Source organism: Amycolatopsis benzoatilytica AK 16/65 (assembly GCF_000383915.1).
Lineage (GTDB): Bacteria > Actinomycetota > Actinomycetes > Mycobacteriales > Pseudonocardiaceae > Amycolatopsis > Amycolatopsis benzoatilytica.
Window position 1 is genome coordinate 7,967,961 of sequence record NZ_KB912942.1, and the last position, 23,692, is coordinate 7,991,652.

Annotated in this window: 25 protein-coding genes; 16 read left to right on the forward strand and 9 right to left on the reverse strand. The window is 69.3% G+C overall.

The features are described 5' to 3' along the window. Positions 1-91 precede the first annotated feature (91 nt). Together AMYBE_RS0137275 and AMYBE_RS0137280 are read left to right on the forward strand one after the other, a co-directional pair. Positions 92-1,810 (forward strand): SDR family oxidoreductase, encoded by a 1,719-nt coding sequence (locus AMYBE_RS0137275; protein ID WP_245573331.1) that lies wholly within the window; start codon positions 92-94, stop codon positions 1,808-1,810. 14 nt (positions 1,811-1,824) lie between these two features. Beyond that, on the forward strand, positions 1,825-2,394 hold the full coding sequence (locus AMYBE_RS0137280; RefSeq protein ID WP_020664497.1) for a TetR/AcrR family transcriptional regulator: 570 nt from the start codon (positions 1,825-1,827) through the stop codon (positions 2,392-2,394). 91 nt (positions 2,395-2,485) lie between these two features. Here the strand turns inward: AMYBE_RS0137280 and AMYBE_RS0137285 are convergent, their stop codons facing one another. From AMYBE_RS0137285 to AMYBE_RS0137290, 3 genes are all read right to left on the reverse strand, one after another. Beyond that, positions 2,486-3,625: a citrate synthase 2 gene (locus AMYBE_RS0137285; RefSeq protein WP_020664498.1), complete on the reverse strand. Its 1,140-nt coding sequence runs from the start codon at positions 3,623-3,625 to the stop codon at positions 2,486-2,488. A gap of 722 nt (positions 3,626-4,347) precedes the next feature. Then, positions 4,348-4,896: a DUF3558 family protein gene (locus AMYBE_RS44470; protein WP_084470288.1), complete on the reverse strand. Its 549-nt coding sequence runs from the start codon at positions 4,894-4,896 to the stop codon at positions 4,348-4,350. Next, a complete protein-coding gene (locus AMYBE_RS0137290) occupies positions 4,893-5,387 on the reverse strand; it encodes a hypothetical protein (protein WP_020664499.1) in 495 nt (164 codons plus the stop codon). Before AMYBE_RS0137290 ends, AMYBE_RS44470 begins: the two co-directional genes overlap by 4 nt. A 160-nt stretch (positions 5,388-5,547) precedes the next feature. Between AMYBE_RS0137290 and AMYBE_RS0137295 the strand changes: the two genes are divergently transcribed. Genes AMYBE_RS0137295 through AMYBE_RS0137320 form a run of 6 tightly spaced genes read left to right on the forward strand, consistent with a single transcriptional unit; the run spans position 5,548 to position 9,995 of the window. After that, positions 5,548-5,850 (forward strand): urease subunit gamma, encoded by a 303-nt coding sequence (locus AMYBE_RS0137295; protein WP_020664500.1) that lies wholly within the window; start codon positions 5,548-5,550, stop codon positions 5,848-5,850. 10 nt (positions 5,851-5,860) lie between these two features. Further along, the gene (locus AMYBE_RS0137300; RefSeq protein ID WP_020664501.1) at positions 5,861-6,166 is read left to right on the forward strand and encodes an urease subunit beta; all 306 of its coding nucleotides are present in this window, start codon (positions 5,861-5,863) and stop codon (positions 6,164-6,166) included. Continuing rightward, complete coding sequence (locus AMYBE_RS0137305; protein ID WP_020664502.1) at positions 6,166-7,887, forward strand: urease subunit alpha; 1,722 nt, start codon at positions 6,166-6,168, stop codon at positions 7,885-7,887. Before AMYBE_RS0137300 ends, AMYBE_RS0137305 begins: the two co-directional genes overlap by 1 nt. Then, a complete protein-coding gene (locus AMYBE_RS0137310; RefSeq protein WP_020664503.1) occupies positions 7,887-8,573 on the forward strand; it encodes an urease accessory protein UreF in 687 nt (228 codons plus the stop codon). The genes AMYBE_RS0137305 and AMYBE_RS0137310 overlap by 1 nt, the downstream gene beginning before the upstream one ends. Then, entirely contained in the window at positions 8,563-9,270 is a 708-nt protein-coding gene (gene ureG / locus AMYBE_RS0137315; protein WP_027928422.1) for an urease accessory protein UreG, read from the forward strand. The genes AMYBE_RS0137310 and ureG overlap by 11 nt, the downstream gene beginning before the upstream one ends. Continuing rightward, positions 9,267-9,995: an urease accessory protein UreD gene (locus AMYBE_RS0137320; RefSeq protein WP_020664505.1), complete on the forward strand. Its 729-nt coding sequence runs from the start codon at positions 9,267-9,269 to the stop codon at positions 9,993-9,995. The genes ureG and AMYBE_RS0137320 overlap by 4 nt, the downstream gene beginning before the upstream one ends. Here the strand turns inward: AMYBE_RS0137320 and AMYBE_RS0137325 are convergent. Beyond that, complete coding sequence (locus AMYBE_RS0137325) at positions 9,960-11,636, reverse strand: purine-cytosine permease family protein (RefSeq protein ID WP_020664506.1); 1,677 nt, start codon at positions 11,634-11,636, stop codon at positions 9,960-9,962. The two genes, AMYBE_RS0137320 and AMYBE_RS0137325, sit on opposite strands and share 36 nt — an antisense overlap. A gap of 248 nt (positions 11,637-11,884) precedes the next feature. On the opposite strand from AMYBE_RS0137325, the gene pdxH reads away from it, so the two are divergent. From pdxH to AMYBE_RS45290, 4 genes are all read left to right on the forward strand, one after another. Beyond that, positions 11,885-12,550: a pyridoxamine 5'-phosphate oxidase gene (gene pdxH / locus AMYBE_RS0137330; protein ID WP_020664507.1), complete on the forward strand. Its 666-nt coding sequence runs from the start codon at positions 11,885-11,887 to the stop codon at positions 12,548-12,550. A gap of 163 nt (positions 12,551-12,713) precedes the next feature. Beyond that, entirely contained in the window at positions 12,714-13,988 is a 1,275-nt protein-coding gene (locus tag AMYBE_RS0137335; RefSeq protein WP_020664508.1) for an MFS transporter, read from the forward strand. A gap of 33 nt (positions 13,989-14,021) precedes the next feature. Beyond that, positions 14,022-14,585, forward strand: a complete 564-nt coding sequence (locus tag AMYBE_RS0137340; protein ID WP_027928423.1) for a DUF3558 family protein — start codon at positions 14,022-14,024, stop codon at positions 14,583-14,585. Positions 14,586-14,613: 28 nt separating this feature from the next. Beyond that, entirely contained in the window at positions 14,614-14,772 is a 159-nt protein-coding gene (locus AMYBE_RS45290) for a hypothetical protein (protein ID WP_211226894.1), read from the forward strand. Here AMYBE_RS45290 and AMYBE_RS0137345 read toward each other — a convergent pair. Continuing rightward, positions 14,732-16,354, reverse strand: a complete 1,623-nt coding sequence (locus AMYBE_RS0137345) for a thiamine pyrophosphate-binding protein (protein WP_020664510.1) — start codon at positions 16,352-16,354, stop codon at positions 14,732-14,734. The two genes, AMYBE_RS45290 and AMYBE_RS0137345, sit on opposite strands and share 41 nt — an antisense overlap. Continuing rightward, the gene (locus AMYBE_RS0137350) at positions 16,351-17,139 is read right to left on the reverse strand and encodes a cyclase family protein (RefSeq protein WP_020664511.1); all 789 of its coding nucleotides are present in this window, start codon (positions 17,137-17,139) and stop codon (positions 16,351-16,353) included. The genes AMYBE_RS0137345 and AMYBE_RS0137350 overlap by 4 nt, the downstream gene beginning before the upstream one ends. Before the next feature lie 166 nt (positions 17,140-17,305). Here AMYBE_RS0137350 and AMYBE_RS0137355 point away from each other — a divergent pair, with 166 nt between their 5' ends. Both AMYBE_RS0137355 and AMYBE_RS43015 read left to right on the forward strand, forming a co-directional pair. After that, a complete protein-coding gene (locus AMYBE_RS0137355) occupies positions 17,306-18,448 on the forward strand; it encodes an aminotransferase class V-fold PLP-dependent enzyme (protein WP_034289804.1) in 1,143 nt (380 codons plus the stop codon). A 9-nt stretch (positions 18,449-18,457) separates the two neighbouring features. Continuing rightward, the gene (locus tag AMYBE_RS43015; RefSeq protein WP_020664513.1) at positions 18,458-19,894 is read left to right on the forward strand and encodes an amino acid permease; all 1,437 of its coding nucleotides are present in this window, start codon (positions 18,458-18,460) and stop codon (positions 19,892-19,894) included. A gap of 104 nt (positions 19,895-19,998) precedes the next feature. Here the strand turns inward: AMYBE_RS43015 and AMYBE_RS0137365 are convergent, their stop codons facing one another. The 3 genes from AMYBE_RS0137365 to AMYBE_RS0137375 are packed head-to-tail and all read right to left on the reverse strand — an operon-like array spanning position 19,999 to position 22,210. Further along, positions 19,999-20,823 carry an MBL fold metallo-hydrolase gene (locus AMYBE_RS0137365; protein ID WP_020664514.1) on the reverse strand — a complete coding sequence of 275 codons (825 nt, stop codon included), beginning with the start codon at positions 20,821-20,823 and terminating at the stop codon, positions 19,999-20,001. After that, the gene (locus AMYBE_RS0137370; protein ID WP_020664515.1) at positions 20,820-21,635 is read right to left on the reverse strand and encodes an MBL fold metallo-hydrolase; all 816 of its coding nucleotides are present in this window, start codon (positions 21,633-21,635) and stop codon (positions 20,820-20,822) included. The genes AMYBE_RS0137365 and AMYBE_RS0137370 overlap by 4 nt, the downstream gene beginning before the upstream one ends. Continuing rightward, positions 21,635-22,210, reverse strand: coding sequence for a TetR/AcrR family transcriptional regulator (locus AMYBE_RS0137375; protein WP_020664516.1), 576 nt, complete (start codon positions 22,208-22,210; stop codon positions 21,635-21,637). The genes AMYBE_RS0137370 and AMYBE_RS0137375 overlap by 1 nt, the downstream gene beginning before the upstream one ends. 87 nt (positions 22,211-22,297) lie before the next feature. Between AMYBE_RS0137375 and AMYBE_RS0137380 the strand changes: the two genes are divergently transcribed. Continuing rightward, the gene (locus AMYBE_RS0137380) at positions 22,298-23,203 is read left to right on the forward strand and encodes an aldose 1-epimerase family protein (protein WP_020664517.1); all 906 of its coding nucleotides are present in this window, start codon (positions 22,298-22,300) and stop codon (positions 23,201-23,203) included. Continuing rightward, positions 23,170-23,673: a GNAT family N-acetyltransferase gene (locus AMYBE_RS0137385; protein ID WP_020664518.1), complete on the forward strand. Its 504-nt coding sequence runs from the start codon at positions 23,170-23,172 to the stop codon at positions 23,671-23,673. The genes AMYBE_RS0137380 and AMYBE_RS0137385 overlap by 34 nt, the downstream gene beginning before the upstream one ends. Positions 23,674-23,692 lie beyond the last annotated feature (19 nt).

The following is a 23,692-nucleotide window of genomic DNA, read 5'->3' on the forward strand; positions in this document are numbered from 1 at the left end:
TGTCCACCGAACGGTGGACAGCGGCTTGCTCCGGGGTGGTTCCCCGTGAAACGACGCACTCCGCTGTTGACAAGTTGTCTAACATGACAAGATGTCTCACAAGCAGGTGACTGCCAGCGACGGAGTCCGCCTTTCGGCCCGGGTGAGTGGCAATCCGGACGGGCCCACCGTGGTGCTCGTGCACGGTTATCCGGACAACAGCTCGATGTGGGACGGCGTCGCCGCGGAGCTGCGCCGTGCGCATCGAGTCGTCGTCTACGACGTGCGGGGCGCGGGGGAGTCCGACAAGCCGCGTCCGCGCCGGGCGTACCGGCTGGACCAGCTCGCCGACGACCTCGCCGCCGTGGTCGACGAGGTGCAGCCGGAGGGCAGGGTCCACCTCGTCGCGCACGACTGGGGCTCCATCCAGGCCTGGCACGCGGTCACCGGCGACCGGCTGCGCGGCCGGATCGCTTCCTACACTTCGCTTTCCGGGCCCAGCCTGGATCACGCCGGGGCCTGGTTCCGCGCGCAACTGACCCGGCCGACCCCGCGCCGGCTCGGGCACGCGCTGCGCCAGTTCCTGCACTCGTACTACATCGTCGCGTTCCAGTTCCCGGTGCTGCCGGAACTCATGTGGCGCAGCGGAGCCATGGGCGCGCTGATCCGGAAACTGGAACCCGCCGAGTCCTCGCCGAAGATCTCGGACGGCGTGCACGGCCTCAAGCTGTACCGGGCGAACATGGGCCCGCGGCTGTCCCGGCCGCGCCCGCGTCCGGCCGACATCCCGGTCCAGGTGCTGGCCCCGACCGGCGACTCGTACGTGACAGCTCCGCTGCAGACCGAGGTCGAACGCTGGGTGCCGGACCTCTACGTCCGGCGCGTGATCGGCTCGCACTGGATCACCCGCGCCAAGCCCGCCGTCGTCGCGTCGGCGGCTGCGGAGTTGATCGCGTCGGTGGAAACCGGCGAGCAAACCCGCTCCTTGCGCCGAGCCCGGGCCGGCCGCACCGGCCGGTTCGCGCACCACTTGGTGGTGATCACCGGCGCGGGCAGCGGAATCGGCAGGGAAACCGCGCTGGCCTTCGCCGCGGAAGGCGCCGACGTCGTGGTCAGCGACATCAACGGCGCCTCCGCCGCGGAAACCGCGAAACTGGTGCGAGAGCGCGGCGTCGACGCTGGCGAGTACACAGTGGACTCGTCGGACGGTGCCGCGGTGGAGAAGTTCGCCCAGCAGGTGCGCGAGGAGTTCGGGGTGCCGGACATCGTCGTGAACAACGCCGGGATCGGCATGTCCGGCCCGTTCCTGGACACGACGATCGAGGACTGGGAAAAGGTCGTGGACGTCAACCTGTGGGGCGTGATCCACGGTTGCCGCGCCTTCGCGCCGATGATGAAGGAACGGTCGGAGGGCGGGCAGATCGTCAACCTCGCCTCGGCCGCGGCTTATCTGCCGTCGAAGATCCTCACCGCGTACGGAACGACCAAAGCCGCGGTTTTGGCGCTGAGCAACGGGTTGCGTGCGGAACTGGCCGAGGACGGCATCGGCGTGACGGCGATCTGCCCCGGGTTGGTGAACACCAACATCACCAGCACCACCCGGTTCGTCGGAGTGGACACCGCCGAGGAGCAGCGCCGGCAGAAGGCGTCGTCAAAGCTTTATGCCCGCCGCAATTTCGGCCCGGAGCGAGTGGCCCGCGACATTCTGAACGCGGTGGAGAAGAACGTCGCGATCCAACCGTCGACTCCGGAGGCGAAGGTCGCCTGGATCCTGTCCCGGCTGACGCCCGGAGTGCTGCGCGCGGCGGCGAAACTGGACGTCACCCCGTGAGCCGTCCGCGCCGGATGACCGCGCAGGCCCGCCGGGACGACCTGATCGCCGCGGCGCTGGACCTGTTCGGCACCCGAGCGCCGGAACTGGTCACGGTCGACGACATCGTGGCGAAGGCGGAGGTTTCGCGACCGCTGTTCTACCGGTATTTCCCCAGTCTGCGAGATCTGCAGATGCAGGCGTTGCGCACGGTCACCGACGGCTTGGTGGACCGCCTGGCGACGCTGGAGGAAGGCCCGCCGGAAGAACGCCTCCGGGCGGCGGTGCGGGGGTTGATCGACGTCGCCGCGCATTACCGAGAGGGATACGTGGCGCTGCTGCGCAGTGGTTCGGTGATCGCCACGTCGGAGACGGACGCGGCCATCGACGAAGTGAGAAACCGGGCAGTAGAACTGATCTTGGAATCGCTGCCCATCCCGAACCCGTCGCCCTTGGTGCTGCTGACGCTGCGCTGCTGGACCGCGGTCGTGGAAGGCGCGCTGCTCTCCTGGCTGCAAGAAGGCACCGTCCCGCGCGAAACGCTGGACGGCTGGCTCGTCGACCAGCTCACCGCGATGCTCGCCGCCACGCGCACCTGGGCCTAACCCGCCCCAATGTGGCATTGGGTGCATGCGACGCACCCAATGTGGCATTGGGTGCGTCTGATGCACCCAATGCCACATTGGGGCGTTCGGGTCAGGACTGGGTGACGTTGTCCCAGCCTTCGACGTCGGACGGCTTGCGCGGCCCCGGACCGACGTACTTGGCGGACGGACGAACCAGCCGGCCCGTCTTCTTCTGCTCCAGAATGTGCGCCGCCCACCCGGCGGTACGGGCGGACGAGAACATCGCCGGCATCATGTGCGGCGGCACCTGCGCGAAGTCCAGGATCACCGCGGCCCAGAACTCGACGTTCGTTTCGATCGGGTGGTCCGGACGCCGCTCCCGCAGCTCGGTCAACGCAGCCTGCTCCAGCGCGGCCGCGACCTCGTACCGCTCCGCGCCGAGCTCCTTGCAGGTGCGCCGCAGCACCCGGGCCCGCGGGTCCTCGGCCCGGTAAACCCGGTGCCCGAAGCCCATCAGCCGCTCCTTGCGGTCAAGGATTCCCTTGACCAGCGCCCGCGCGTCCCCGGTCTTCTCGACCTCTTCGATCATCGGCAGCACCCGGGCCGGCGCGCCGCCGTGCAGCGGCCCGGACATCGCGCCGATGGCACCGGACAGCGCCGCCGCGACGTCCGCGCCGGTGGAGGCGATGACGCGGGCGGTGAAGGTGGAGGCGTTCAACCCGTGCTCGGCAGCGGAAACCCAATACGCGTCAACCGCTTTGACGTGCGCCGGGTCCGGCTCGCCGCGCCAGCGGATCATGAACCGCTCGGTGATCGACTTGGCCTCGTCCACCCGCGTCTGCGGCACCGCCGGCTGTCCGATCCCGCGCGCGGACTGCGCGACATAGGACAGCGCCATCACCGAGGCACGGGCGAGCTGGTCGCGGGCCTCTTCGTCGGTGATGTCGAGCAGCGGCCGGTAGCCCCAGATCGGCGCCAGCATGGCGAGCGCGGCCTGGACGTCGACCCGGACGTCGCCGGTGTGCACCGGGAGCGGGAACGGCTCGGCGGGCGGCAGGCCATGGCCGAACCGGCCGTCGACCAGCAGCCCCCATACGTCGCCGAAGGTCACTTTCCCGGCGAGGTCCTCGATGTCGACGCCGCGGTAGCGCAGCGCCCCGCCGTCCCGGTCGGGTTCGGCGATTTCGGTACGGAACGCGATGACGCCTTCGAGGCCCGGTCGGAACCCGTCGTCGGCTTCATCGGTCTTGCTGATCGTGGAGGTAGTCACTCTTCGAGAACCCTTTCGATGCGCATTCCCCGGCTGTGTTTCTCACGCGCGCGGACGGGATACACGCTGGCTCCTGCGCGCCTCATCGCACGGTGGGACAAACCATGCTCCCTTTGCCCGCCGGGGGCAACGGAAGATGTCGTGGTTTCGGTCACGATTACGAGAACGATTCAGTCCAGCTAGGCCAGGCACGCCACTTTCTCCGCCACGAGCATGTGACCGGAGCCAGGTACCCCGGTGGCGCGCAGGTGAATCCGGGCTTGCGAAGCGGGGGCGCGGGGCTGGGCGGGCGGGTGGCCCGGGGCGGTGCGTCGGCCGGACTGCCAGAGCGGTGCGCGGGCGGGCGGCCGGGGCAGTGCGCGGCCAGGTGGCCCGGGACGGTGCACGGGGCAGGTTCCGAAGGCTGGATTATCGCCGGTTTGTCTACTTGCCCTGAGCGTGTCACGCCGAGTGATCGACGCCGTGCGGGTCCGCGCGGCTGCGCTGCAACTCGTTCTGCAGCCACTGTGGAAACGACCGGGCTGGATCTTCATCGACTATTCGGCCCTAGCCCCCGCGGCGAACGCTGCTTCAAGCGCATTCCAGGTGGGACACCGGCCGGTTTGCGCACCATCTCCGGGGCGCATAGCGCACCCGGACTGCGCCGACGGGCGGGACTCGCCGCGTGAACAAGTAGCGCTGGAGAGCGGGCTCGGCTGTGGCCGAGTCCTAGGACGGCAGGATTAGCCCTTCGGCAGGAGTGGTTCTAGTGCGGTGGCGTACTTCTCTGCCTGGGCACAGGCCTCCGCGGTACTCAAGTCCGAGGAGACGAGCACAAGTGCCCTCGACCGAGGTTCGACAGCCATGCCCACCTGGCACTGCCCAGTTGTATTTTGCGGCGAGGGTTGCTCGATTGACGGTCGACCGTTGATGTCTCCGCGTCGGGCTGTGTCTGGGCGCAGGATGTTGTCGGTGTAGAGCTGGCCGTCCTGCAACGCGATCGCCACGTCAATGCTGGAGGTCGTTCCAGTGGACGGCTTTTGCGATGCGCAAGCCCGCTTTTCGTCGGCGATAGAAGGGGTGGCCTTGGGGAATCCTTGGCCAGCGAGGATCTGGTCCAGCAGCGCGCATTGGTTCCGGGCGGCGAAAGGGTTGCCCGAGGGCGGTGCCGAAACCGAAGTGGCTGGTTTGCCCGGCTGAGCCGTCCCGGCGACTGGGCCGGAGCATCCGGCCAGCATGATCCCGAGTGTGCCGAGCGCCGCAAGTGTGATCGTCGCTGGTGAGGTGTTCACTGGCCGTTGGTTTCCTTGCTGAGGTCGGCGAACGAGACGGAGTGGGCGTGTTCGGTCTCGCGGTAGTTCTTGCGGGCGATGGTCAAGGCTTCCCGTGCCTGCAGGATGCCTTGCCGCATGAGATCGAGGTTGGGCAGGATGGAGCTGGCATCCCCGTCGGCAACTTTGACGTTGAAGTCGGCAACGTTTCGAGCGTAGTCGGACGATCCCATTCCGGCTGCCTGCGCCAGGAAGCCGACATCCCGGCTCATCCGGTTGTAGCCGTCGAGGAAGAAGTTGCAGGCGTTCAGATACGCCTGGAACCCCGCCTCATTGACCGCGAACGATCCGTTCTGTGCAAGCGTCTTCAGCCGGGCTCCACCGGCGTTCACCTGTTCGGCGGCCTTATGGTCGGTCAGCCCCAGTCCGAGGTTGGAGAAGAAGTCCGTGCCAGCGTCGCCAGCGGCCCCGCCAGTGCCGACGCCGGGTTCTCCGAAGTGTGCACCCGTCATGGTCCCCTCCGCCGCTTCCTGTCGTGAGCCCGCTACCACGGAGGGTAGCCGGTATCGGCATTTGCTGTCAGGCGCTTGCCGGATCCCGCCTCCGCTGCGCCAGGTAAACACTGCGTTTCCGGACTCAGCGCTCCCCCTTCCGCGGTGGTAGACCATTGCCATGCATCTGAGCCCGCAGGAGCGCGACAAACTGCTGGTCCACGTCGCGGCGGACGTGGCGCGCAAACGGCTCGAACGCGGCGTACGGCTCAATCACCCCGAGGCGGTCGCGCTCATCACCGACTACGTGCTGGAAGGGGCGCGCGACGGTCGCACGGTCAGCGAACTCGCTGCTGGCGGCCGGAGCGTGCTGTCCCGGGCGCAGGTGCTCGACGGAGTGCCGGAAATGATCGAGTCCGTGCAGGTGGAGGCGACGTTCCCGGACGGCACGAAGCTCGTCACGGTGCACGAGCCGATCGGCTGAGGAGGAAGTCGTGCGTCCAGGCGAGATCATCCCCGGCGACGAGCCGGTTCCGCTGAATCCGGGCCGCTCGCGCGTGCGGCTGCGGGTGCGCAATCTCGGCGACCGGCCGGTGCAGGTCGGTTCGCACTATCACTTCGCGGCGGTCAATCCCGGCCTCGAGTTCGACCGCGAGGCGGCGCGCGGGCACCGGCTCGATGTGCCCGCCGGCACGTCGGTGCGGTTCGAGCCGGGCATCGACCGCGAGGTGGACCTGGTTCCGCTCAGCGGTCATCGGCGGGTGCCGGGCCTGCGGGCCGAGTACGCGGGGGAGTTCTGATGCCGGAGATCGACCGGGAGCGCTACGCCGAATTGTTCGGCCCGACCGCGGGCGACCGGATCCGGCTCGCGGACACCGATCTGCTCATCGAGGTCACCGAGGACCGGTCGATGGGGCCGGGCGGCAGCGGCGACGAGGTGCTCTTCGGCGGCGGCAAGGTGATTCGCGAATCGATGGGGCAGGCCACCGCGACCCGTGCCGAGGGCGCGCCGGACCTGGTGATCACCGGGGCGGTCGTCCTCGACCACTGGGGGGTGGTCAAGGCCGACGTGGGGATCCGCGACGGACGTATCGTCGGCATCGGCAAGGCGGGCAATCCGGACACCATGGACGGAGTGGATCCGGCGCTGGTGATCGGTCCTTCCACGGAGGTGCTGGCGGGCAACGGGAAGATTCTCACCGCCGGCGGCATCGACTGCCACGTGCACTTCATCTGCCCGCAGCTGGTCGACACCGCGCTCGCGGCCGGGCTGACTACGCTCGTCGGCGGCGGGACCGGGCCCAGCGAAGGGTCGAAGGCGACCACGGTCACGCCCGGTGCCTGGAATCTCGGCCGGATGCTGTCCGCGATGGACGGCCAGCCGGTGAACGTCTTGTTGCTGGGCAAGGGAAACACCGTCCGCCCGGAGGCGTTGCGGGAGCAGCTGGCGGCCGGGGCCGGCGGGTTCAAGCTGCACGAGGACTGGGGGTCCACCCCGGCCGCGATCGATGCCTGCCTGACCGTCGCCGACGAGTCCGGCGTGCAGGTCGCGATCCACACCGACACCCTCAACGAAGCCGGCTTCCTGGAGTCCACTGTGGACGCCATCGGCGGCCGGTCGATCAACGCGTACCACACCGAGGGGGCCGGCGGCGGGCACGCGCCGGACATCATCGAGGTCGCCGGGATGGCGAACTTCCTTCCCTCGTCCACGAACCCGACCCGGCCGCACACCGTCAACACGCTCGACGAACACCTCGACATGCTGATGGTCTGCCACCACCTGAATCCGTCGGTGCCGGAGGACCTGGCGTTCGCGGAGAGCCGGATCCGGCCGAGCACGATCGCCGCCGAGGACGTGCTGCACGACCTCGGCGCGATCTCGATGATGAGTTCCGACGCGCAGGCGATGGGCCGGATCGGCGAGGTGATCATCCGCACCTGGCAGACCGCGCACGTGATGAAGCGCCGCCGGGGCGCGCTGCCTGGCGACGGCGCCGCGGACAACCTGCGGGCCCGCCGCTACGTCGCGAAGTACACGATCAATCCGGCGATCGCGCACGGGATGGACGGCGAGATCGGTTCGGTCGAGGTCGGCAAGCTCGCCGATCTGGTGCTGTGGGAACCGAAATTCTTCGGCGTGCGCCCGCACGTGGTGCTGAAGGGCGGATTCCCGGCGTGGGCGGCGATGGGCGACGCGAACGCTTCGATCCCCACCCCGCAACCGGTGCTGGCCCGGCCGATGTTCGGTGCCGCGCCCTCGGTCGCGGCCGCGTCCAGCCTTCATTTCGTGGCACCGGAAGCGATGGATTCCGGTCTGTCCGAACGGTTCCGGATCTCCCGTCGGCTCGTCCCGGTCGCCAATACCCGGCGGCGGACGAAGGCGGACATGGTGCTCAACGACGCGACACCGGAGATCCGGGTGGATCCGGACAGCTTCGCGGTGCGTGTGGACGGGGAACTCATCGAACCTCATCCGGTAGCCGAATTGCCAATGGCGCAAAGGTATTTCCTGTTCTGATGAATCCTTCCGCGCTGCTTCTCGCCGATTCCCGGTTCCCGGGCGGCGGGCACGTGCACTCGGGCGGCCTGGAAGAGGCGGCGGCCCGTGGTCTGGTGCGCTCGGAACGCGATCTGCCGGGCTTCCTCTATGGCCGGTTGCGCACCGCGGGCCTGCTCGCCGCGGTGTTCGCCGCCGCGTCGGCACACGCGGCCGCTCGGACTGTCCACAGCAGCCATTGGCTTCGGCTCGACCAGGAACTCGACGCGCGGACGCCTTCGCTGGCGCAACGGGAAGCCTCCCGGGCACAGGGCCGGGGCACCGCCCGAGCGGGACGGATCGCCTGGCCGTCACCGGTGCTCACCCGATTGCTGGCCGAGACGCCCCGCCCGCACCATCCGATCGTCGGCGGCGCGTTGGTCGGCATCGGCGGCGGCGCCCCGGTGGACGCGGCGATGGCGATGGCCTATCTCGCGGTGAGCGGCCCGGCGAGCGCGGCGGTGCGGCTGCTCGGGCTGGACCCGTTCGCGGTGAACGCGGTGGTCGTGCGGCTGGCCGGGCCGCTTCAGGAGGTCAGCGACGAGGCGGCGGCGACCGCGGGCGCCGATCCGGCCGATCTGCCCGCGCCGGCGTCGCCGGTGCTGGATCTGTTCGCCGAGGAACACGCTCGGCATCACCAGGAAGAGGTGCGTCTCTTTGCCAGTTGAACACGGCCACGGGCACGGGCACGTGCACCCGGTCAACTTCGACCCGACCGCCGCCGAACCGGACCGCTACGACGCCGCGCCCACCGCCGGGCGCGCGTACCGGATCGGCATCGGCGGACCGGTCGGCAGCGGCAAGACCGCGCTCACCGCCGCGCTCTGCCGGGCGCTGGGCGCCGAGCTGAACCTGGCGGTGGTCACCAACGACATCTACACCACCGAGGATGCCGACTTCCTGCGCAAGGCGGGCGTGCTCGACCCGGAGCGGATCGAGGCGGTGCAGACCGGGGCCTGCCCGCACACCGCGATCCGCGACGACATCACCGCGAATCTGGACGCCGTCGAGCGGCTGGAGGAGAAGTTCCCCGGGCTGGAACTGGTCATCGTGGAAAGCGGCGGGGACAACCTCACCGCGGTGTTCAGCCGCGGGCTGGCCGACAGCCAGATCTTCGTCGTCGACGTCGCGGGCGGGGACAAGGTGCCGCGCAAGGGCGGACCCGGCGTGACGACCGCCGACCTCCTGGTGATCAACAAGACCGACATCGCGCACCTGGTCGGCGCCGACCTGACGGTGATGACCTCGGACGCGCACCGGATGCGCGGGGACCTGCCGGTGCTCGCACAGTCCCTGGTGGACACCCCGGACGCACCGGCGGTCGCGGACTGGGTGCGTTCGCTGGTCCCGGTCCGGCACGGGTGAGGGCGCACGCGCGGCTGACCGCGGTCTTCGACGGCGGCCGGACCGTGCTGCGCGAGCTGAGGTCGATGGCCCCGCTTACCCTCGTCCCGCGTCGCGGCAGCGGGCCTGGCGCACTGGTTCACCTCGTCAGCTCGGCGACCGCGCCGCTCGGCGGGGACGACCTGCGGCTGGAGATCCACGTCGGCCCGCTCGCTGAGTTGACGCTCTCCGGCGTCGCGGCCACCCTCGTGTTGCCTGGGCTGGCCGGCGACGAGAGTTCGTCCACCGTGCAGGTGAGTGTCGAGGCAGGCGGTTCGTGCGCGTACCTGCCGGAGCCGACTGTCGTCACCGCGCGGTCCAACCATCACGCCGTCCTTCGCGCCGACCTGGCGGAAGACGCTCGATTCCACACCCGCGAGGTGCTCGTCCTCGGCAGAGAAGGGGAACGCCCGGGACGGCTGTCCTCGACGCTGCACGTGACACGAGCGGGAACCCCGGTGCTGCGGCAGACGCAGACGGTGGGCGACGCCGCGCTGGACGCCAGCCTCGCCGTACTGGCCGGGTATCGGGTGCTGGTGACCGAACTCGAGTTCGGCGGCCCGTCGCGGCCCGCCGCGTCCGGGCCGTGGTGGTCGCGGACCCCGCTCGCCGCGGGCGGCACGCTGACCACCGCGGTCGGCCCGGACGTGGTGACCGCGTCGAGCGCCGGTCTAGCCGGCGGTCCGGAAAGTCGGCGGGGGCAGTGAGACCGGACCGGCGGTGCGGCACATGTCGTGGCAGCTGCGGTCCAGGGTGCAGCACAGCGAGCAGATCGCGCCGCCCTGGTTGGCGCAGTCGGCGATGTCCGGCAGTTCGTAAGCGTCGCCGCAGACCGAACAGCGATGCGTGCTGCGCGGGTCCGACTCGGCTTCCGGACCGGAAACGAGGTTGGGCCGCACCAGGTAGTACCGGCCGCGGGTGGCCAGCGCGAGCGCGGGCACGAGCACGACCGCGATCACCAGCGCCAGCAGCGGGCTGAATGCTGCGAGGTATTCGCCGAACGCGCCGAAGTACGCCGCGATCGACACCGCTGACGCGCTCACCATCGCGCCGAATCCGACCGGATTGATCTTGTGCAGGTAAGCCCGCTTGAACTCGATGTACCGCGGGGAAAGCCCGAGCGGCTTCGCGATCACCAGGTCCGCGCACACCGCGCCGATCCAGGCGATCGCGACGTTCGAGTAGAAACCGAGGATCTTGTTCAGGAAGCCGAACGCGCCGAACTCCATCAGCGCGAGCGCGATCCCGCAGTTGACCAGCACATACCAGGCGCGGCCGGGGTGGCGGTGCAGCACACGGGAGAAGAAGTTCGCGAAGGACAGCGAACCGGAGTACGCGTTCGTCGTGTTGATCTTGATCTGCGAAACCACCACGAACAACGCGGCGAAGGTGAGCGCGGCCGGTCCGAGCGCGGGCCGCACCGCCTCGAGGTAGGGCGCGATCGGTTCCAGCGCCGCGGTTTTGCCGACCGCTCCGAGCGCGACGAAGGCCAGCAGCGCGCCGCCGATCTGTTTGGCCGCGCCGAGCACCACCCAGCCCGGCCCGGCGGCGAGCACCGCGGCCCACCAGGAGCGCTTGTTCTCCGCCGTCTTCGCCGGCATGAAGCGCAGGTAGTCGGCTTGTTCGCCGATCTGCCCGATCAATGACAACGCGATGCCCATCCCGAAGCCGAATCCGACCGCGGAGAATCCGGAACCCGCGCCGTCGACGCCGCCGAACGCGGCGAACTCGGCGAACCGCCCGGGTTCGCGCACGAGCACGACGACGAACGGCAGCACCAGTCCGGCGATCCAGATCGGCTGCGTCCAGGTCTGCATCTTCGCGACCGCGCCCATCCCGTAGAGCGCGAACGGCAGCACGATCAGCGTCGCCAGCAGGTAACCGATCGGCAGCGGAATGCCGAGCGCCAACTGGAACGCCTGGCCCATGATCGAGCCTTCGAGCGAGAAGAAGATCACCGTGAAGCTGGCGTACACCAGTGAGGTGAGGGTGGACCCGAAGTAGCCGAAACCGGCACCGCGGGTGAGCAAGTCCATGTCCACGCCGTAGGTCGCGCAGGCGCGCGCGATCGGCACGCCGGTCACGAAGATCACCACCGCGGCGGCCAGAATCGCGAGGACTCCCGAGGTGAAGCCGTAGGACAGGACGATGCTGGCGCCGATGGCGAAGTCGGCGAGGTAGGCGATCCCGCCGAGTGCGGTGGTCGCGACCACGAACGGCGACCAGCGCCGGAACGATTGCGCGGCGAAGCGCAGGGAGTAGTCCTCGCGGTTTTCGTCGGCGGCGAGTGCGGCGTAGGTGCGCTGTGGTTTTTCCGTGTCGTCGCGTTCGGACAGGATCTCGGTCATCTGGCCTGCCTCCGATGCTGGGGAACGGGTGCCGGAGCAGGTCGAAAGGTAGGGGTGGCCTGTATCGATCAGGGCCCAGCCGGTAAACAGCGAGTTACAACTCGGCGGCCTGCGGTTACGTCGCGATGGCGGGCCGGGCGTGGCAGGAGTCACCGTTCGGTGGGTTTCGCCGGGACTCCCGACCCAATACCGTCGGCGGATAGCCGTGATTCGACACCCTCACCAGGGGTAACGGAAGGTTGGGCCGGATGACACCGGAGATCGACGAGGCGGTCGTGCGGCTGCCTGGCATGCGGGTGGCCTACGACGGTGCGCCGTTCGACGAGTCCGCGCTGGCCGCCACCTGGCACGAGCAGCTGCAGAGCTGGCTGAGCCAGGCGATGTCGGAAGCGCTCGCGGAACCCAACGCGATGGTGCTCGCCACCGCCGACGCCGACGGACGGCCGTCCTCCCGCACCGTGCTGTGCAAGGGCCTGGACGAACGCGGCGTGGTGTTCTACACCAATTACACGTCGATGAAGAGCCACGATCTCACCGCGACGCGCTACGCGTCCGCCACCTTCCCCTGGTATCAGCTGCAGCGTCAGGTGACGGTGCGCGGCGAGGTGGAGAAGGTGAGCGCGGACGAGACGGCCGCGTACTGGGCCCAGCGGCCGCGTGGTTCGCAGCTCGGTGCTTGGGCCTCGCCGCAGTCTCGGGTGGTCGACGGCCGGCGCGCGCTGGAGAACGCGCTGCGGAACATCGAACGCCGCTTCGCCGACGTCGAGCGGATCCCGGCCCCGCCGCATTGGGGCGGCTGGCGGATCCGGCCGGACTTCGTCGAGTTCTGGCAGGGCCGGCAGGACCGGATGCACGACCGGCTGCGCTTCCACCGCACCCACGACGGCTGGCACGTAGAGCGCCTCGCCCCCTGACCCCGGCTCACGCGGCGAACTGTCCGTGAAGGGCCCCTTGCGGGAATCCAAGTCCGGCAAGGGGCCCTTCACGGACAGTCAGCGACTCTTGCGGGGAAAATCACCTGCGCCCAAATTATTAGCGCGGCTAAAGTAATCAGTCGTGACTTCAGAACCGGGCTTAATGCCGCCCCGCAAGGGGCTCCGCAAGCTGCTCAGCCGGATCGTCGTGGACACGCGTCCGCTGAAGATCCCCGCGTTCCGGCGGCTCTGGATGTCCACCGCGGTCACCGCGGTCGGCTCGCAGCTCACCGCGGTCGCGGTGCCGAAGCAGATCTTCGACCTCACCGGTTCCTCCGGCTACGTCGGGCTCACCGGCGCGGTCGCGCTCGTGCCGCTGCTCGTGTTCGGTCTCTGGGGCGGTGCGATCGCCGACGCGGTCGACCGGCGCAAGCTGCTGCTCGTCACGAACGTCGGCCTCACCGTCACGTCCGCGTTGCTGTGGCTGCAGGCGTTCGCCGGGATCGGCTCGGTGTGGCTGGTGCTCGGCCTGCTCGCGGTGAACCAAGCCTTCTTCGCGATCAACATGCCGACTCGCAGCGCGGTGGTCGCGAGGCTGGTGCCGGCCGCGCTGATGCCGTCGGCGAACGCGCTCAACACCACGATGGCCACCTTCGGCGCGGTCTTCGGGCCGTTGTTCGGCGGTGCGCTGATCCCGGTGATCGGACTGTCCACTTTGTACTTGGTGGACGTCGGCGCACTGGCGGTCACGCTGATCGCGGTGTGGCGGCTGCCGTCGATTCCGCCGCTCGGCGAAGGTGCGCGAAAAGCGGGCATCAGCTCGGTAATCGACGGATTCCGCTATCTGGCGGTCCAGAAAGTCCTGCTCGCGTCGTTCGTGGTGGACATCATCGCGATGGTCGCGGGCATGCCGCGCGCCCTGGTCCCGGAAATGGCCGAGCGCACGTTCGGCGATCCGCCGGGCGGCGGTCCGGCGCTCGGCTTGCTGTACGCCGCGATGCCCGCGGGCGCGGTGCTGATCGGGCTGTTTTCCGGCTGGCTGCACCGGGTGCAGCGGCACGGTGTCGCGGTGGTGCTGGCGATCTGCTGCTGGGGGGTGGCGATGGCCGGGTTCGGGCTCGCGCATTCGCTGTGGCTGGCGGTCCTGTTCATGGCCGCCGGCGGCGCTGCGGACATGGTGAGTTCGGTGTACCGGCAAGCGATCCTGCTGACCGCGACCACCGACGAGATGCGCGGCCGGCTCAGCGGCGTGTTCACCGTGGTGGTCGCGGGCGGTCCGCGCATCGCCGACCTCACGCACGGCTGGTCGGCCTCGGCCTGGGGCACCCGCGTGGCGGCTACCGGCGGCGGTTTCCTGGTGATCATTCTCGTGCTCGCTTCGCTGGCTGTGCTGCCGACGTTCTGGCGTTATCGGGCCGCGGTCGAAGAGGCCAGCTGAACCTGTTAGTCCAAACGGACTAGCATGCCCGATATGCGCGCATACCCAGTCGCTCTGGTGTTGTCCGCCGCTGTGCTCACCGCCTGCTCTTCAGGAGAGCAGAAGGCAGCCGCGCCGACGCCTTCGCCCGCCAATGCCCCGACCACGTCTTCGTCTTCGCCAGCGAACGGCAAGAAAACCGCGGACCCGTGTGCCTTGCTGCCGGCGGACGACGTCAGCAAGGCGATCAACATCCCCGGCATCGCCACGAAGCCCGGCCCGGCCCACAGCGATCCGAAGAACGGCGGCAAGGCCACCAGCTGTGAGTACGTCGTCCAGGGCAAGACGGCCGGTGCGCTCGCGGTGACCCGCTACGAGGGCCGCGAGGCAAAGCCCGCCGACATGGTCGCCGCGATCAAGAAGGCCAAGCCGGGAGCGGTCGACGTGCCGGGCTTCCCGGACGGCGCGGTGTACTACGTGGACGAGCAGAAGACCGCCACGCTCGCCGCGGCCAAGCTCTCCGGCGGCGTCCCGGTGCTGGTCAACTACACCGGACCGGTCAAAATGACCAAGGAAATGATGACCCCGCTGGTGCGCACCGCGGTATCCGGGGCCTGAACGGCGGATTTCCCCGGCCGGTCCGCTGGTGAGCCCGTTGCCCGGCCGCCCCGCGCAGGACTGCCTGGTGGCCGAGGTGCTGCTCGCGGTCGGGATGGTGTTGTGGGTGGTGAACGTCCTGGCGAAGCGGGTGCTGGACCGGCGGGTCAGTGGTGCGTCATCGCCGCCTGGAGCCACCAGGAGCTGAATCCGGCGATCTTCGCGTCGACCACCAGCGGCCGGTCGAGGCCGCCGCTCACCTTGGCGGCCACCTCGGCGAGATCTTCCTTCGTGCGTACGGTTATCCCGTCGCAGCCGTAGCCGCGGGCAATGGCGGCTAGGTCGGTGTCCGGGAACGTCACCGTGTCGGCGGGATGGCCGTCCGGCTCGAAGAAATAGACCTCGGCACCGTAAGCGTGGTCGTTGTAGACGACGATCAGCATCTTGAGGTTCAGCCGTACCACGGTTTCCAGTTCGGCGATGCTCATCAGGAACCCGCCGTCACCGCACGCGGCGACCGGGAACCGGTCCGGCTGCGCGAGGGCGGCCCCGACCGCGGTCGCCAGGCCGAGGCCGATCGACTGGAACGCTTGGGTGAAGCAGAAACCGTTCTCGTCGGGGACGTCGAGGTACATCGTCGGGTAGCCCATGAAGTTGCCGGAATCGACGCCGACGACGCGGTCGGCCGGGACGATGTCGTCCAGCGCGGCGGAAAGGACTCGGGGGTCGATCGCGTCCGCGGTGCTCACGTCCTCGTGGGCACGCCAGCGGATCTCCTCGCTGATCTTGGTTCCCAGGGCTTCGCTGCGATAACCACTGTGGACCTCGAGCTGGTCGGCGACCGCCGCCGCGGTGCCGGCGACGTCGCCGACGATGCCCAGGTGCACCGGCCGGTTCCGGCCGAGCGCGGCGGATTCGAGGTCGACCTGGACGAGCGTGGTGCCCGGGGAAAGCAGCCGGCCGTGCGCGGTGGTCCAGTCGTTGAGCGCCGATCCCCAGCCGACGACGACGTCCGCGCCTTGGATCAGTTCGGTCGTCAGCGGGGACGAGAAGCCGCCGGAAACCCCGATCGACCACGGTTCGCCGGTGAAAAGTCCTTTCGCGACCGCGCCTTCGGCGAGCAGAGCGCCGCACCGGTCCGCCAGCGCGATCAGCTCGGCCCTGGCGGACCGGGCCCCGCGTCCACAAAGGAACACCGGCCGGGACGCGCCTCGCAGGAGTGCGGCGAGCGCTTGGACGTCCGCATCGGCTGCTCGCGGATAGGGCAGCGGCTCGATCAGTGTGAGGTCGTCCAGCAGCGTTTCGTCGAAGGGCGCGTTCTGGATGTCCAGAGGGAGTCGCACGAGGACAGTACGCCGATCGCGCCGGGCCAGGGTGAACGCACGGCGGACGTCGGCCAAGGCGGTGGCCGCGGACCGGACCAGCACGCTGACCGCGCCGACGGACCGGGCGAGCGCGTCCTGATCGATGTGGAAGTTGGACAACGGATCGGTCGCCTCGCCGGTGACGACGAGCAGCGGGGTCCGGCTCTTCGCCGCTTCCCCAAGTCCGGTGGTCGCGTTGGCCAGCCCGCAGCCTTGATGGACGGAGACCACCGCGACTTCGCCGCTGCACCGCGCGTACGCGTCGGCCATCGTGGTCGCGCCGCCCTCGTGCCGGGCCGCGACGAACTCGGCTCCGCCCCGCACCAGGCCGTTGGTGACGTGGAAGTTCCCGCTGCCGACCACGCCGAACGCCCGCCGGACGCCGAATCGGGCGAGTGCGATCCCCACGGCCTGCGCGACGTTCACGAGGCCACCACCGCGAGCACTCGTGCCGGGCTGCCGGTGCCGCCGACGATCGGCAACGGGCAGACCACGACCAGCGCGCCGGTCGGCGGCAGCGAGCCGAGGTTCTGCAGGGAGGTGATGCCGTATTTGTCCGCGCCGAGCAGATGATGGTGGGCGGGCATCGGCGGGTCGAGCGCGAATCCGTTGCCCGAGTCGATCCCGACGGTTTCCACGCCGTAGCCGGCGATCGGCGTCTCCTCGGCGAGCCAGCGCGCCGCTTCGGCGGAGATGCCCGGGGTGTGGCTGGTCCCGTCGGAGAAGTTGAGGAACGCGTCGCGGTCCCGCGCGTACTGGTCCCAGCCCGAATGCACGAGCAGCCAGCCGCCCGGGCGCAGCGGCCCGTGTTCGGCCGTCCAGGCTTGGATGTGCTCGATCTCCAGCAGGAAGTCCGGGTCGGCGGCGGCCTGGGCGGAGATGTCCAGCACGTGCGCCGGGCCGATCAGCCTGCTGACCGGCAGCTGGGACACGTCCGCGCCGTCGCGGTTGGAGATCCAGTGCCGGGGAGCGTCCAGGTGGGTGCCGATGTGCTCGCCGGTGTGGATGTTGTTGTGCCGCCACAGCGGACCGGAGTCGTCGAACTCGCTGACCGGTTCGAGGCTGAAGTCGATCAGGTTCGCGAACGGCTCGGGCAGCCGCAGGGTCGGGGTGGCGGCGCTGAGCTGGTTGGTCAGGTCGACCACCCGCAATCCGCCGTCGGACAAACAGGTCAGGAGCTGGTCGATCGCGGATTCGGCGGAGGTGCTCATCGGTGCGTCCTCTCGGTCGCGGGAGCGCGCTATGTCGGATCTTTGACGGTCGTTGACAGCGCGTAAGGCCCTATCTACAGTACCGGTTTCAGCTGCACTGATGGAATAGCAGTATTTGATCAGTCAGAGTGAACAGGCTTTCGAGAACCTCGAGGAACGGAGCGTCGTGACCGACCAGCCCAGCCCGGCCGCCTTCCGGGAGCGTTTCCCCGCCTTCGCCGACTCGGTGCACCTCGCGAGCTGCAGCCAGGGTGCGCTGTCGGACGCGCTGACGGCGGAGCTTTTCGAGTTCCAGCACACGATCCGTGAGCACGGCGCGCCGTGGGGCATCTGGATGGCCAAGGTCGCGCAGGCCCGGGAGCTGTTCGCGCGGTTGATCGGCGCAGGGCCGGACGACATCGCAGTCGTGCCGTCCGCGTCCGAAGGGGCCTACCAGGTCGCGTCCACTCAGTCCTGGCACGAGCGATCGCGGCTCGTCACAACCGATCTGGAATTCCCTTCGCTCGGGCACGTCTGGCTTGCGCAGCAAGGACGTGGCGCGGCGGTGGAGTTCGCGGAGCAGCACGACGGCATCGTGGACGCCGAGGACTACGCCGCGCTCATCACGCACGAGACACAGCTGGTTTCCGTCCCATTGATCAGCTACGCCAACGGGTTGCGTTTCCCGGTGCGCGATGTCGCCGCGCTGGCCCGTGCGCACGGCGCGCGCACGTTCGTGGACGCGTATCAGGGCCTCGGCGTCGAGCCGGTCGATGTCACCGAACTCGGCTGCGACTACCTGGTCAGCGGCAGCCTGAAGTATCTGCTGGGTATCTCCGGGATCGCTTTCTTGTACGTTCGGCCCGGCGTGCGCGACGCGGTTTCCCCGCCGCTCACCGGCTGGTTCGGCCGGACGAACCCGTTCGAGTTCGATCCGCGGCACCTGGACTATCCGGCGCACGCCCGCCGCTTCGAGGCGGGGACGCCGTCAATTCCGTCCGCGTACGGCGCGGTAGCCGGGCTGACCTTGCTGCACCAGTTGGACGCTTCGCACATTCGCGACCACCTCACCGGATTGACCGGGCAACTCCAGCAACGGCTGCTCGACGCGGGTGAAACGCTCCGGTCGCCGCTCGACGAGGCGCGGCGCGGCCCGCTCGTCGCGCTGCGGGACCGGGATCCGGACGCGCTGGCCGCATTCCTCGCCGAGCGCCGGATCGTCTGCAGCCCTCGCGGCGACGTGCTGCGGATGTCCTTGCACTACTACAACAACGAGTCCGATCTCGACACCGTCGTCCGGGCGATCGCCGATTACCGGGTGAGTCAGTAGGGAGCAGACATGGCCGAGTCCCCGTCCCCGCACCAGCTGCAGCGCAGGTTGCGGAGCAGGCAGCTGACGATGATCGGAATCGGCGGGGCCATCGGCACCGGCCTGTTCCTCGGGTCGAGCCTGGCGATCTCGCACGCCGGACCGGCGGTCGTGCTCGCCTACGTCCTTTGTGGACTGGTCGCGCTGGTGATTTCCTGGGCGCTGGCCGAGATGGTGGTAGTGCATCCGACCGCGGGCGCGTTCGGCAGCATCGCGCAAAAGTATCTGGGCGCGGGCAGCGGATTCGTGGTGCGCTGGGCGTACTGGGCCATGCAAGTGATCGCCATCGGCGGTGAGACCATCGCGGCCGGAGTGTACGTGCAGTACTGGTGGCCGCAGATCCCGTTGTGGGTTCCGGTCGCGGTGTTCTCGCTGCTGGTGATCGTCGTCAACGGCGCGGCGGTGCACATTTTCGGCGAGTTCGAGTACTGGTTCGCGATGATCAAAGTGTGCGCGATTCTGGTCTTCATCGCACTCGGCCTGATCCTGGTCTTCTTCGGCCTGCCGCACACCCCCGCCGCTGGCACGGCCAACCTGAGCGCCGGCGGCGGATTCCTGCCGCACGGCGTGTCCGGGTTGTTGCTGGCGATGGTTTTCGTGCTGTTCAGCTACATCGGCACCGAGGTGGTGTCGGTGACCGCCGCGGAATCGGAGAACCCGACCCGCGACGTCCCCCGGGCCGCGCGGGCGATGGTGGTGCGGCTGGGCATTTTCTACGTCGCCGCGATGCTGGTCGTCGTGCTGGTCGTCCCGTGGACGGTGACCGGGGAAGGCGGTTCGATCACCGCCAGTCCGTTCGTCCGGGTCTTTCAGTCGGCCGGCATTCCGGCCGCGGCGACGGTGATGAACTTCGTGGTGCTCACCGCCGCGTTGTCGAGTGCCAACACCAATCTCTACCTGACCACGCGGATGCTGCATTCGCTTGCCTCGCACCGGTTCGCGCCGGCGTGGGCCGGCCGGTTGACCACCTCCGGGGTGCCCCGCAACGCCTTGGTGCTGTCCACCGCCGGGCTGATCATCGCGACCATCCTGTCGAAGAATTCGGACTCGAACGCGTATCTGGTGCTGTTCGGCATTTCGATCTTCGCGGCCTTGGTGGTGTGGATGATCATTCTGGTGACGCACCTGGCGTTCCGGATCCGCCGCCGCCGAGCCGGACTGCCGCCGTCGCCGGTACGGCTGTGGGGCGCGCCGGTGGTGAACGTCGTGGTGATCGCGTTCCTGGCCACGGTCCTGATTTCGACGTTCTGGATCGACGGGCTGGACCCGGCGTGGAAGTTCGGGATCCCGTTCTTCGCGCTGCTGGTGGTGGTTTACCTGGTGCTGCGGGCGACCGGGCGGGCCAAGCACGCGGTGGAGGCCGAGCTGGAGGATTCGACGTTGCTGCCGGTGCGGGAGCAGGCTTAGCGGGTGCCCGCTGGTCTGTCCGTGAAGGGCCCCTTGAGGGAATCCAAGTCTCTCAAGGGGCCCTTCACGGACAGGCAGCCAGACTGGTCGCCGGGCCGGGCTTCTCAGCGGCGCAGCGCCTGGAATTCGACCGGACTGTGCGCGCTGAAGATCGAGATCTCGTCCGCCTGGTCGCGGGCCAACGTCTGCAGCCGGGCGAGGTTGGCGCGGCGGGTGCGGCCGTCCATCTCGTTCATGACCTCGAAGGCGCGCATCCCCGGCGGGCAATGCGGCTTCACCGGGGCCATCTCGCCGTGGAAGAAGTACGCGTCGCCGGCGTGCAGGAGCCAGCCGTCGCCGGTGTCGACGGCCACTCCGGAATGGCCGTGCGTGTGGCCGGGCAGCGGCACGAGCAGGATCTCCGGCGGCAGACCGCGCAGCGGGCGCACCGCGTCGAAGCCGAACCAGCTGTCGCCGGCCTCGTCGTAGGTGCTCCAGAGCGGGCTGTGGGCGAACTGCGCGGCGCGGTAGCGGGTCTTCTCCGGGAAGCTCTTCGGGTTCCCGGCCGCGCGGCGTTCGGTCGTACGGACGTGCACCGTCGCGTCCGGGAAGTCGGCGAGGCCGCCCGCGTGGTCGACGTCCAGGTGCGTCATCACGATGTGCCGGACGTCCGCCGGGTCGTGGCCCAGCGCGCGGATCTGCTCGATCGCGGTTTCTTCCATCACCGGTTTGGCGCCGACCATCGCCATGAACGGGCCGCCGAGCCAGCGCCGCGAGTCGGTGACGCCGCGGGTGCCGAACCCGGTGTCGACCAGCACCAGCGCATCGGAGGTCTCCACGAGCAGGCAGTGCGCCACGATCAGGCTGCGCCGCAGCAGCCCGGGGCGGCCGTCGAGCGCCTTCCCGCCCAGCGGGTGCATCGTGCCGCAGTTGAGGTGGTGCACCTTCATACCCTGCTCCTCTCGCTCAGCCGCTCGAAGTCGGCCAGGTCGTGCGAGGCGAACACAGTCACCTCGTCGGCGTGGTCCCGGCGCAGCTCGCGCAGCCGCCGCTGGTTCTCGCGCCGCGGACCGGGCAGCGTCTGCACCCGTCGTTCGAACATAGCCAATCCGGGCGGGCAGTAGGGATCGGAGTCGATCTCCTGGTGGAAGAAATACGCGTCGCCGGCGTTGAGCACCCAGCCGGTCCCGGTGTCGACCGCGACGCCGGCGTGTCCGGCGGTGTGCCCGGCCAGCGGGACGAGCGCGATGCCCGGGAGCCCGTCCAGTTCGCGGACCGCGTCGAAGCCGAACCACTGGTCGCCCGCGTCCGGATAGGACTTCCACCGCGGGCCGTGCCGGAACTGGACGTCGCGGTAGCGCGGGTTGCCGGTGCGGTACGCGTCGAGTTCCTTGCCATAGACGTGCACGCGGGCGTGCGGGAAGTCGACCAGGCCGCCGGCGTGGTCGAGGTCCAGGTGAGTGACCACGATGTCGCGCACGTCGGCCGGATCGAAGCCGAGTGCGCGGATTCGGCTCAGCGCGGTTTCGCTTTCGTCGGCGACCGGGTTGGACGTGCGCAGGAACCGGGAGCCCAGCCAGCGGGCCGGGTCGGTGACGCTCGGCGAGCCCATGCCGGTCTCGATCAGCGCCAACCCGGTGCCGGTTTCCACCAGCAGGCAGTGGCAGACCAGTGTGGCGCGCCGGAACAGGCCGGGCTGCCCGTCGACCAGTTTGCCGCCGATCGGGCGCATCGTGCCGCAGTTGAAGTGATGTACGCGCATCAGGCGAACTCCCTTTCCACAGTGGTGTGCAGGTGGGCGGCGATGGCCTCCATCGGCGCGGTATCGCGGCGGGTGCGGGCGAGCAGCAGTGCTCCTTCGACGGCGGACAGCACTACGGTCGCTAGCGAAGCGGCGCGTTCCTCGGCCAGGCCGTGCGCGGTGAAGTAGGCGGAGAGGTGGTGCAGCCAGCTTTCGTAGCCTTGCTCGCAAGCTTCGCGAATCAGGGCGCTGTCGGTTGCTTCCAACGCGACCGTCGCGATCGGACAGCCGCTCCGGAAGTCCGATTCGGACAGTGCGGCGGCGAGCGCGGTCACGATCCGCTCGATCGCGGTGGCCGGGTCCGGGGCGTTCGCGGTGAGCTCGCCGAACTGCCCGGCCAGCCGTTCGCCGGAAAGCCGCACCGCCTCCGCCGCGAGCTGTTCCTTGCCGCCGGGGAAGTGGAAGTACAGCGAGCCCTTCGGGGCCCGGCTTTCGGACACCAGCTGGGTCATCCCGGTGGCGTGATAGCCCTGGGTGCGGAACAGTTCGGCCGCCGATTCCAGCATCCGGCGGCGCGTATCGGTGCGGTGGACCATGCGCCCACCGTAGCTCAAACTATGACGACCGGTCTAGTTAGTTCGAGGGGTGTCCGCGCTGTCCGCCACGCCGGTAATCTCGGCGCCATGGCGAACCCCACCGGAGAACAGTTCGAGATCACCCGCGGCAACGCCCGCGCCGTCATCACCGAAATCGGTGCCGGCCTGCGTGCGTTCGAGATCAGCGGCGTGCCGTATGTCGAGACGTTCGCCGAGGACGAGAAGCCGCCGAAAGCGCTCGGCGAGGTGCTGCTGCCGTGGCCGAACCGGACCAAGGCCGGCAAGTGGGAGTTCGAGGGCGAGGAGCAGCAGCTGGAGATCACCGAGGAAGCGCGCGGCAACGCCATCCACGGCCTGACCCGGCACCTCGAATGGGAGCTGCTGGAGCACGCGGAATCGTCGATCACCATGGCGGTGGACGTCGAGGTACAGCCCGGCTGGCCGGTCCCGCTGCGCGCGACCGTCACCTATGACCTGCAGCCGCGAGAGCTCGTCGTCACGCACGAAATCCGCAACGAGGGCGAGAAGCCGATCGGCGTCGGCCTCGGCACGCACCCGTACTTCCGGATCGGCGACGCGCCGACCGACGAGCTGACCCTCACCTTGAGCGCCACCCGGGTGCGGCCGGCCGCGCCGGACGAGCAAATGCCGTACGCGGACGAACAGGACGTCGAAGGCACCGAGTACGACTTCCGGTCCGGACGGTCGCTGGAGGGCGCGGACCTGGACACCGCGTTCGGCGGGCTGTCCCCGGCTGAAGACGGCACCCACCAGCACGTGCTCTCGCACGGCGACCAGCACCTGGTGGTCTGGGCCGGCCCGGACTTCCGCTGGGTGCAGGTATTCACGCCGGACGACCTGGTCGGGCGCGGCCGCGCGGTGGCGCTGGAGCCGATGACCTGCCCGGCGGACGCGTTGAACACCGGCACCGACCTGATCGAACTGGAGCCGGCCACGTCGTGGACCGGCAGCTGGGGGATCCGGGTCCCGTGACGCCGGAGATCCTCCCGGACGCAGCGGCCGGCGAACTGCTGACGCTGCAGCAGGCCGCCTATATCGGCGAAGCGCGAGCGCACCGGAACTTCGACCTGCCGCCGTTGCTGGACACCCTCGACGACATCCGGGCGGCGCTGGCCGACCCGTCGATCACCGTCTGGGGTTTCCGCGACGGCGGCCGGCTCGTGGCGAGCGTGCGGATGCGGCTGGCCGGCGAGGTCGGCGAGGTCGGCCGGCTGGTAGTGGCCCCGGATCGGCACGGCGAGGGCCTCGGCACCGCGCTGCTGACCGCGGCGGAGAACGCGACGCCGCCGGAAGTGACGGTATTCCGGCTGTGCACCGGCGAGCGCTCGGCCGGGCCGCGGTATTTGTACGGAAAACTCGGCTACCGCGAGACGCATCGCACCCCGGAAGCGGACTATCACCTGGTGCACCTGGAAAAACCCCGGGTGCGCGCATCCGGGTGAGTTCGTTAGCGTGTCGAAC

Bases quoted from the DNA above. Each gene is read 5' to 3' on its own strand.
- AMYBE_RS0137375 (WP_020664516.1), bottom strand. From the start codon at position 22,210: ATGGTCCACCGCACCGATACGCGCCGCCGGATGCTGGAATCGGCGGCC.
- AMYBE_RS0137370 (WP_020664515.1), bottom strand. From the start codon at position 21,635: ATGCGCGTACATCACTTCAACTGCGGCACGATGCGCCCGATCGGCGGC.
- AMYBE_RS0137340 (WP_027928423.1), top strand. From the start codon at position 14,022: ATGCGCGCATACCCAGTCGCTCTGGTGTTGTCCGCCGCTGTGCTCACC.
- AMYBE_RS43015 (WP_020664513.1), top strand. From the start codon at position 18,458: ATGGCCGAGTCCCCGTCCCCGCACCAGCTGCAGCGCAGGTTGCGGAGC.
- AMYBE_RS0137365 (WP_020664514.1), bottom strand. From the start codon at position 20,823: ATGAAGGTGCACCACCTCAACTGCGGCACGATGCACCCGCTGGGCGGG.
- AMYBE_RS0137290 (WP_020664499.1), bottom strand. From the start codon at position 5,387: ATGACGGGTGCACACTTCGGAGAACCCGGCGTCGGCACTGGCGGGGCC.
- AMYBE_RS0137275 (WP_245573331.1), top strand. From the start codon at position 92: ATGTCTCACAAGCAGGTGACTGCCAGCGACGGAGTCCGCCTTTCGGCC.
- AMYBE_RS0137280 (WP_020664497.1), top strand. From the start codon at position 1,825: ATGACCGCGCAGGCCCGCCGGGACGACCTGATCGCCGCGGCGCTGGAC.
- AMYBE_RS0137380 (WP_020664517.1), top strand. From the start codon at position 22,298: ATGGCGAACCCCACCGGAGAACAGTTCGAGATCACCCGCGGCAACGCC.
- AMYBE_RS0137350 (WP_020664511.1), bottom strand. From the start codon at position 17,139: ATGAGCACCTCCGCCGAATCCGCGATCGACCAGCTCCTGACCTGTTTG.
- AMYBE_RS0137325 (WP_020664506.1), bottom strand. From the start codon at position 11,636: ATGACCGAGATCCTGTCCGAACGCGACGACACGGAAAAACCACAGCGC.
- AMYBE_RS0137310 (WP_020664503.1), top strand. From the start codon at position 7,887: ATGAATCCTTCCGCGCTGCTTCTCGCCGATTCCCGGTTCCCGGGCGGC.
- AMYBE_RS0137295 (WP_020664500.1), top strand. From the start codon at position 5,548: ATGCATCTGAGCCCGCAGGAGCGCGACAAACTGCTGGTCCACGTCGCG.
- pdxH (WP_020664507.1), top strand. From the start codon at position 11,885: ATGACACCGGAGATCGACGAGGCGGTCGTGCGGCTGCCTGGCATGCGG.
- AMYBE_RS0137305 (WP_020664502.1), top strand. From the start codon at position 6,166: ATGCCGGAGATCGACCGGGAGCGCTACGCCGAATTGTTCGGCCCGACC.
- AMYBE_RS0137335 (WP_020664508.1), top strand. From the start codon at position 12,714: ATGCCGCCCCGCAAGGGGCTCCGCAAGCTGCTCAGCCGGATCGTCGTG.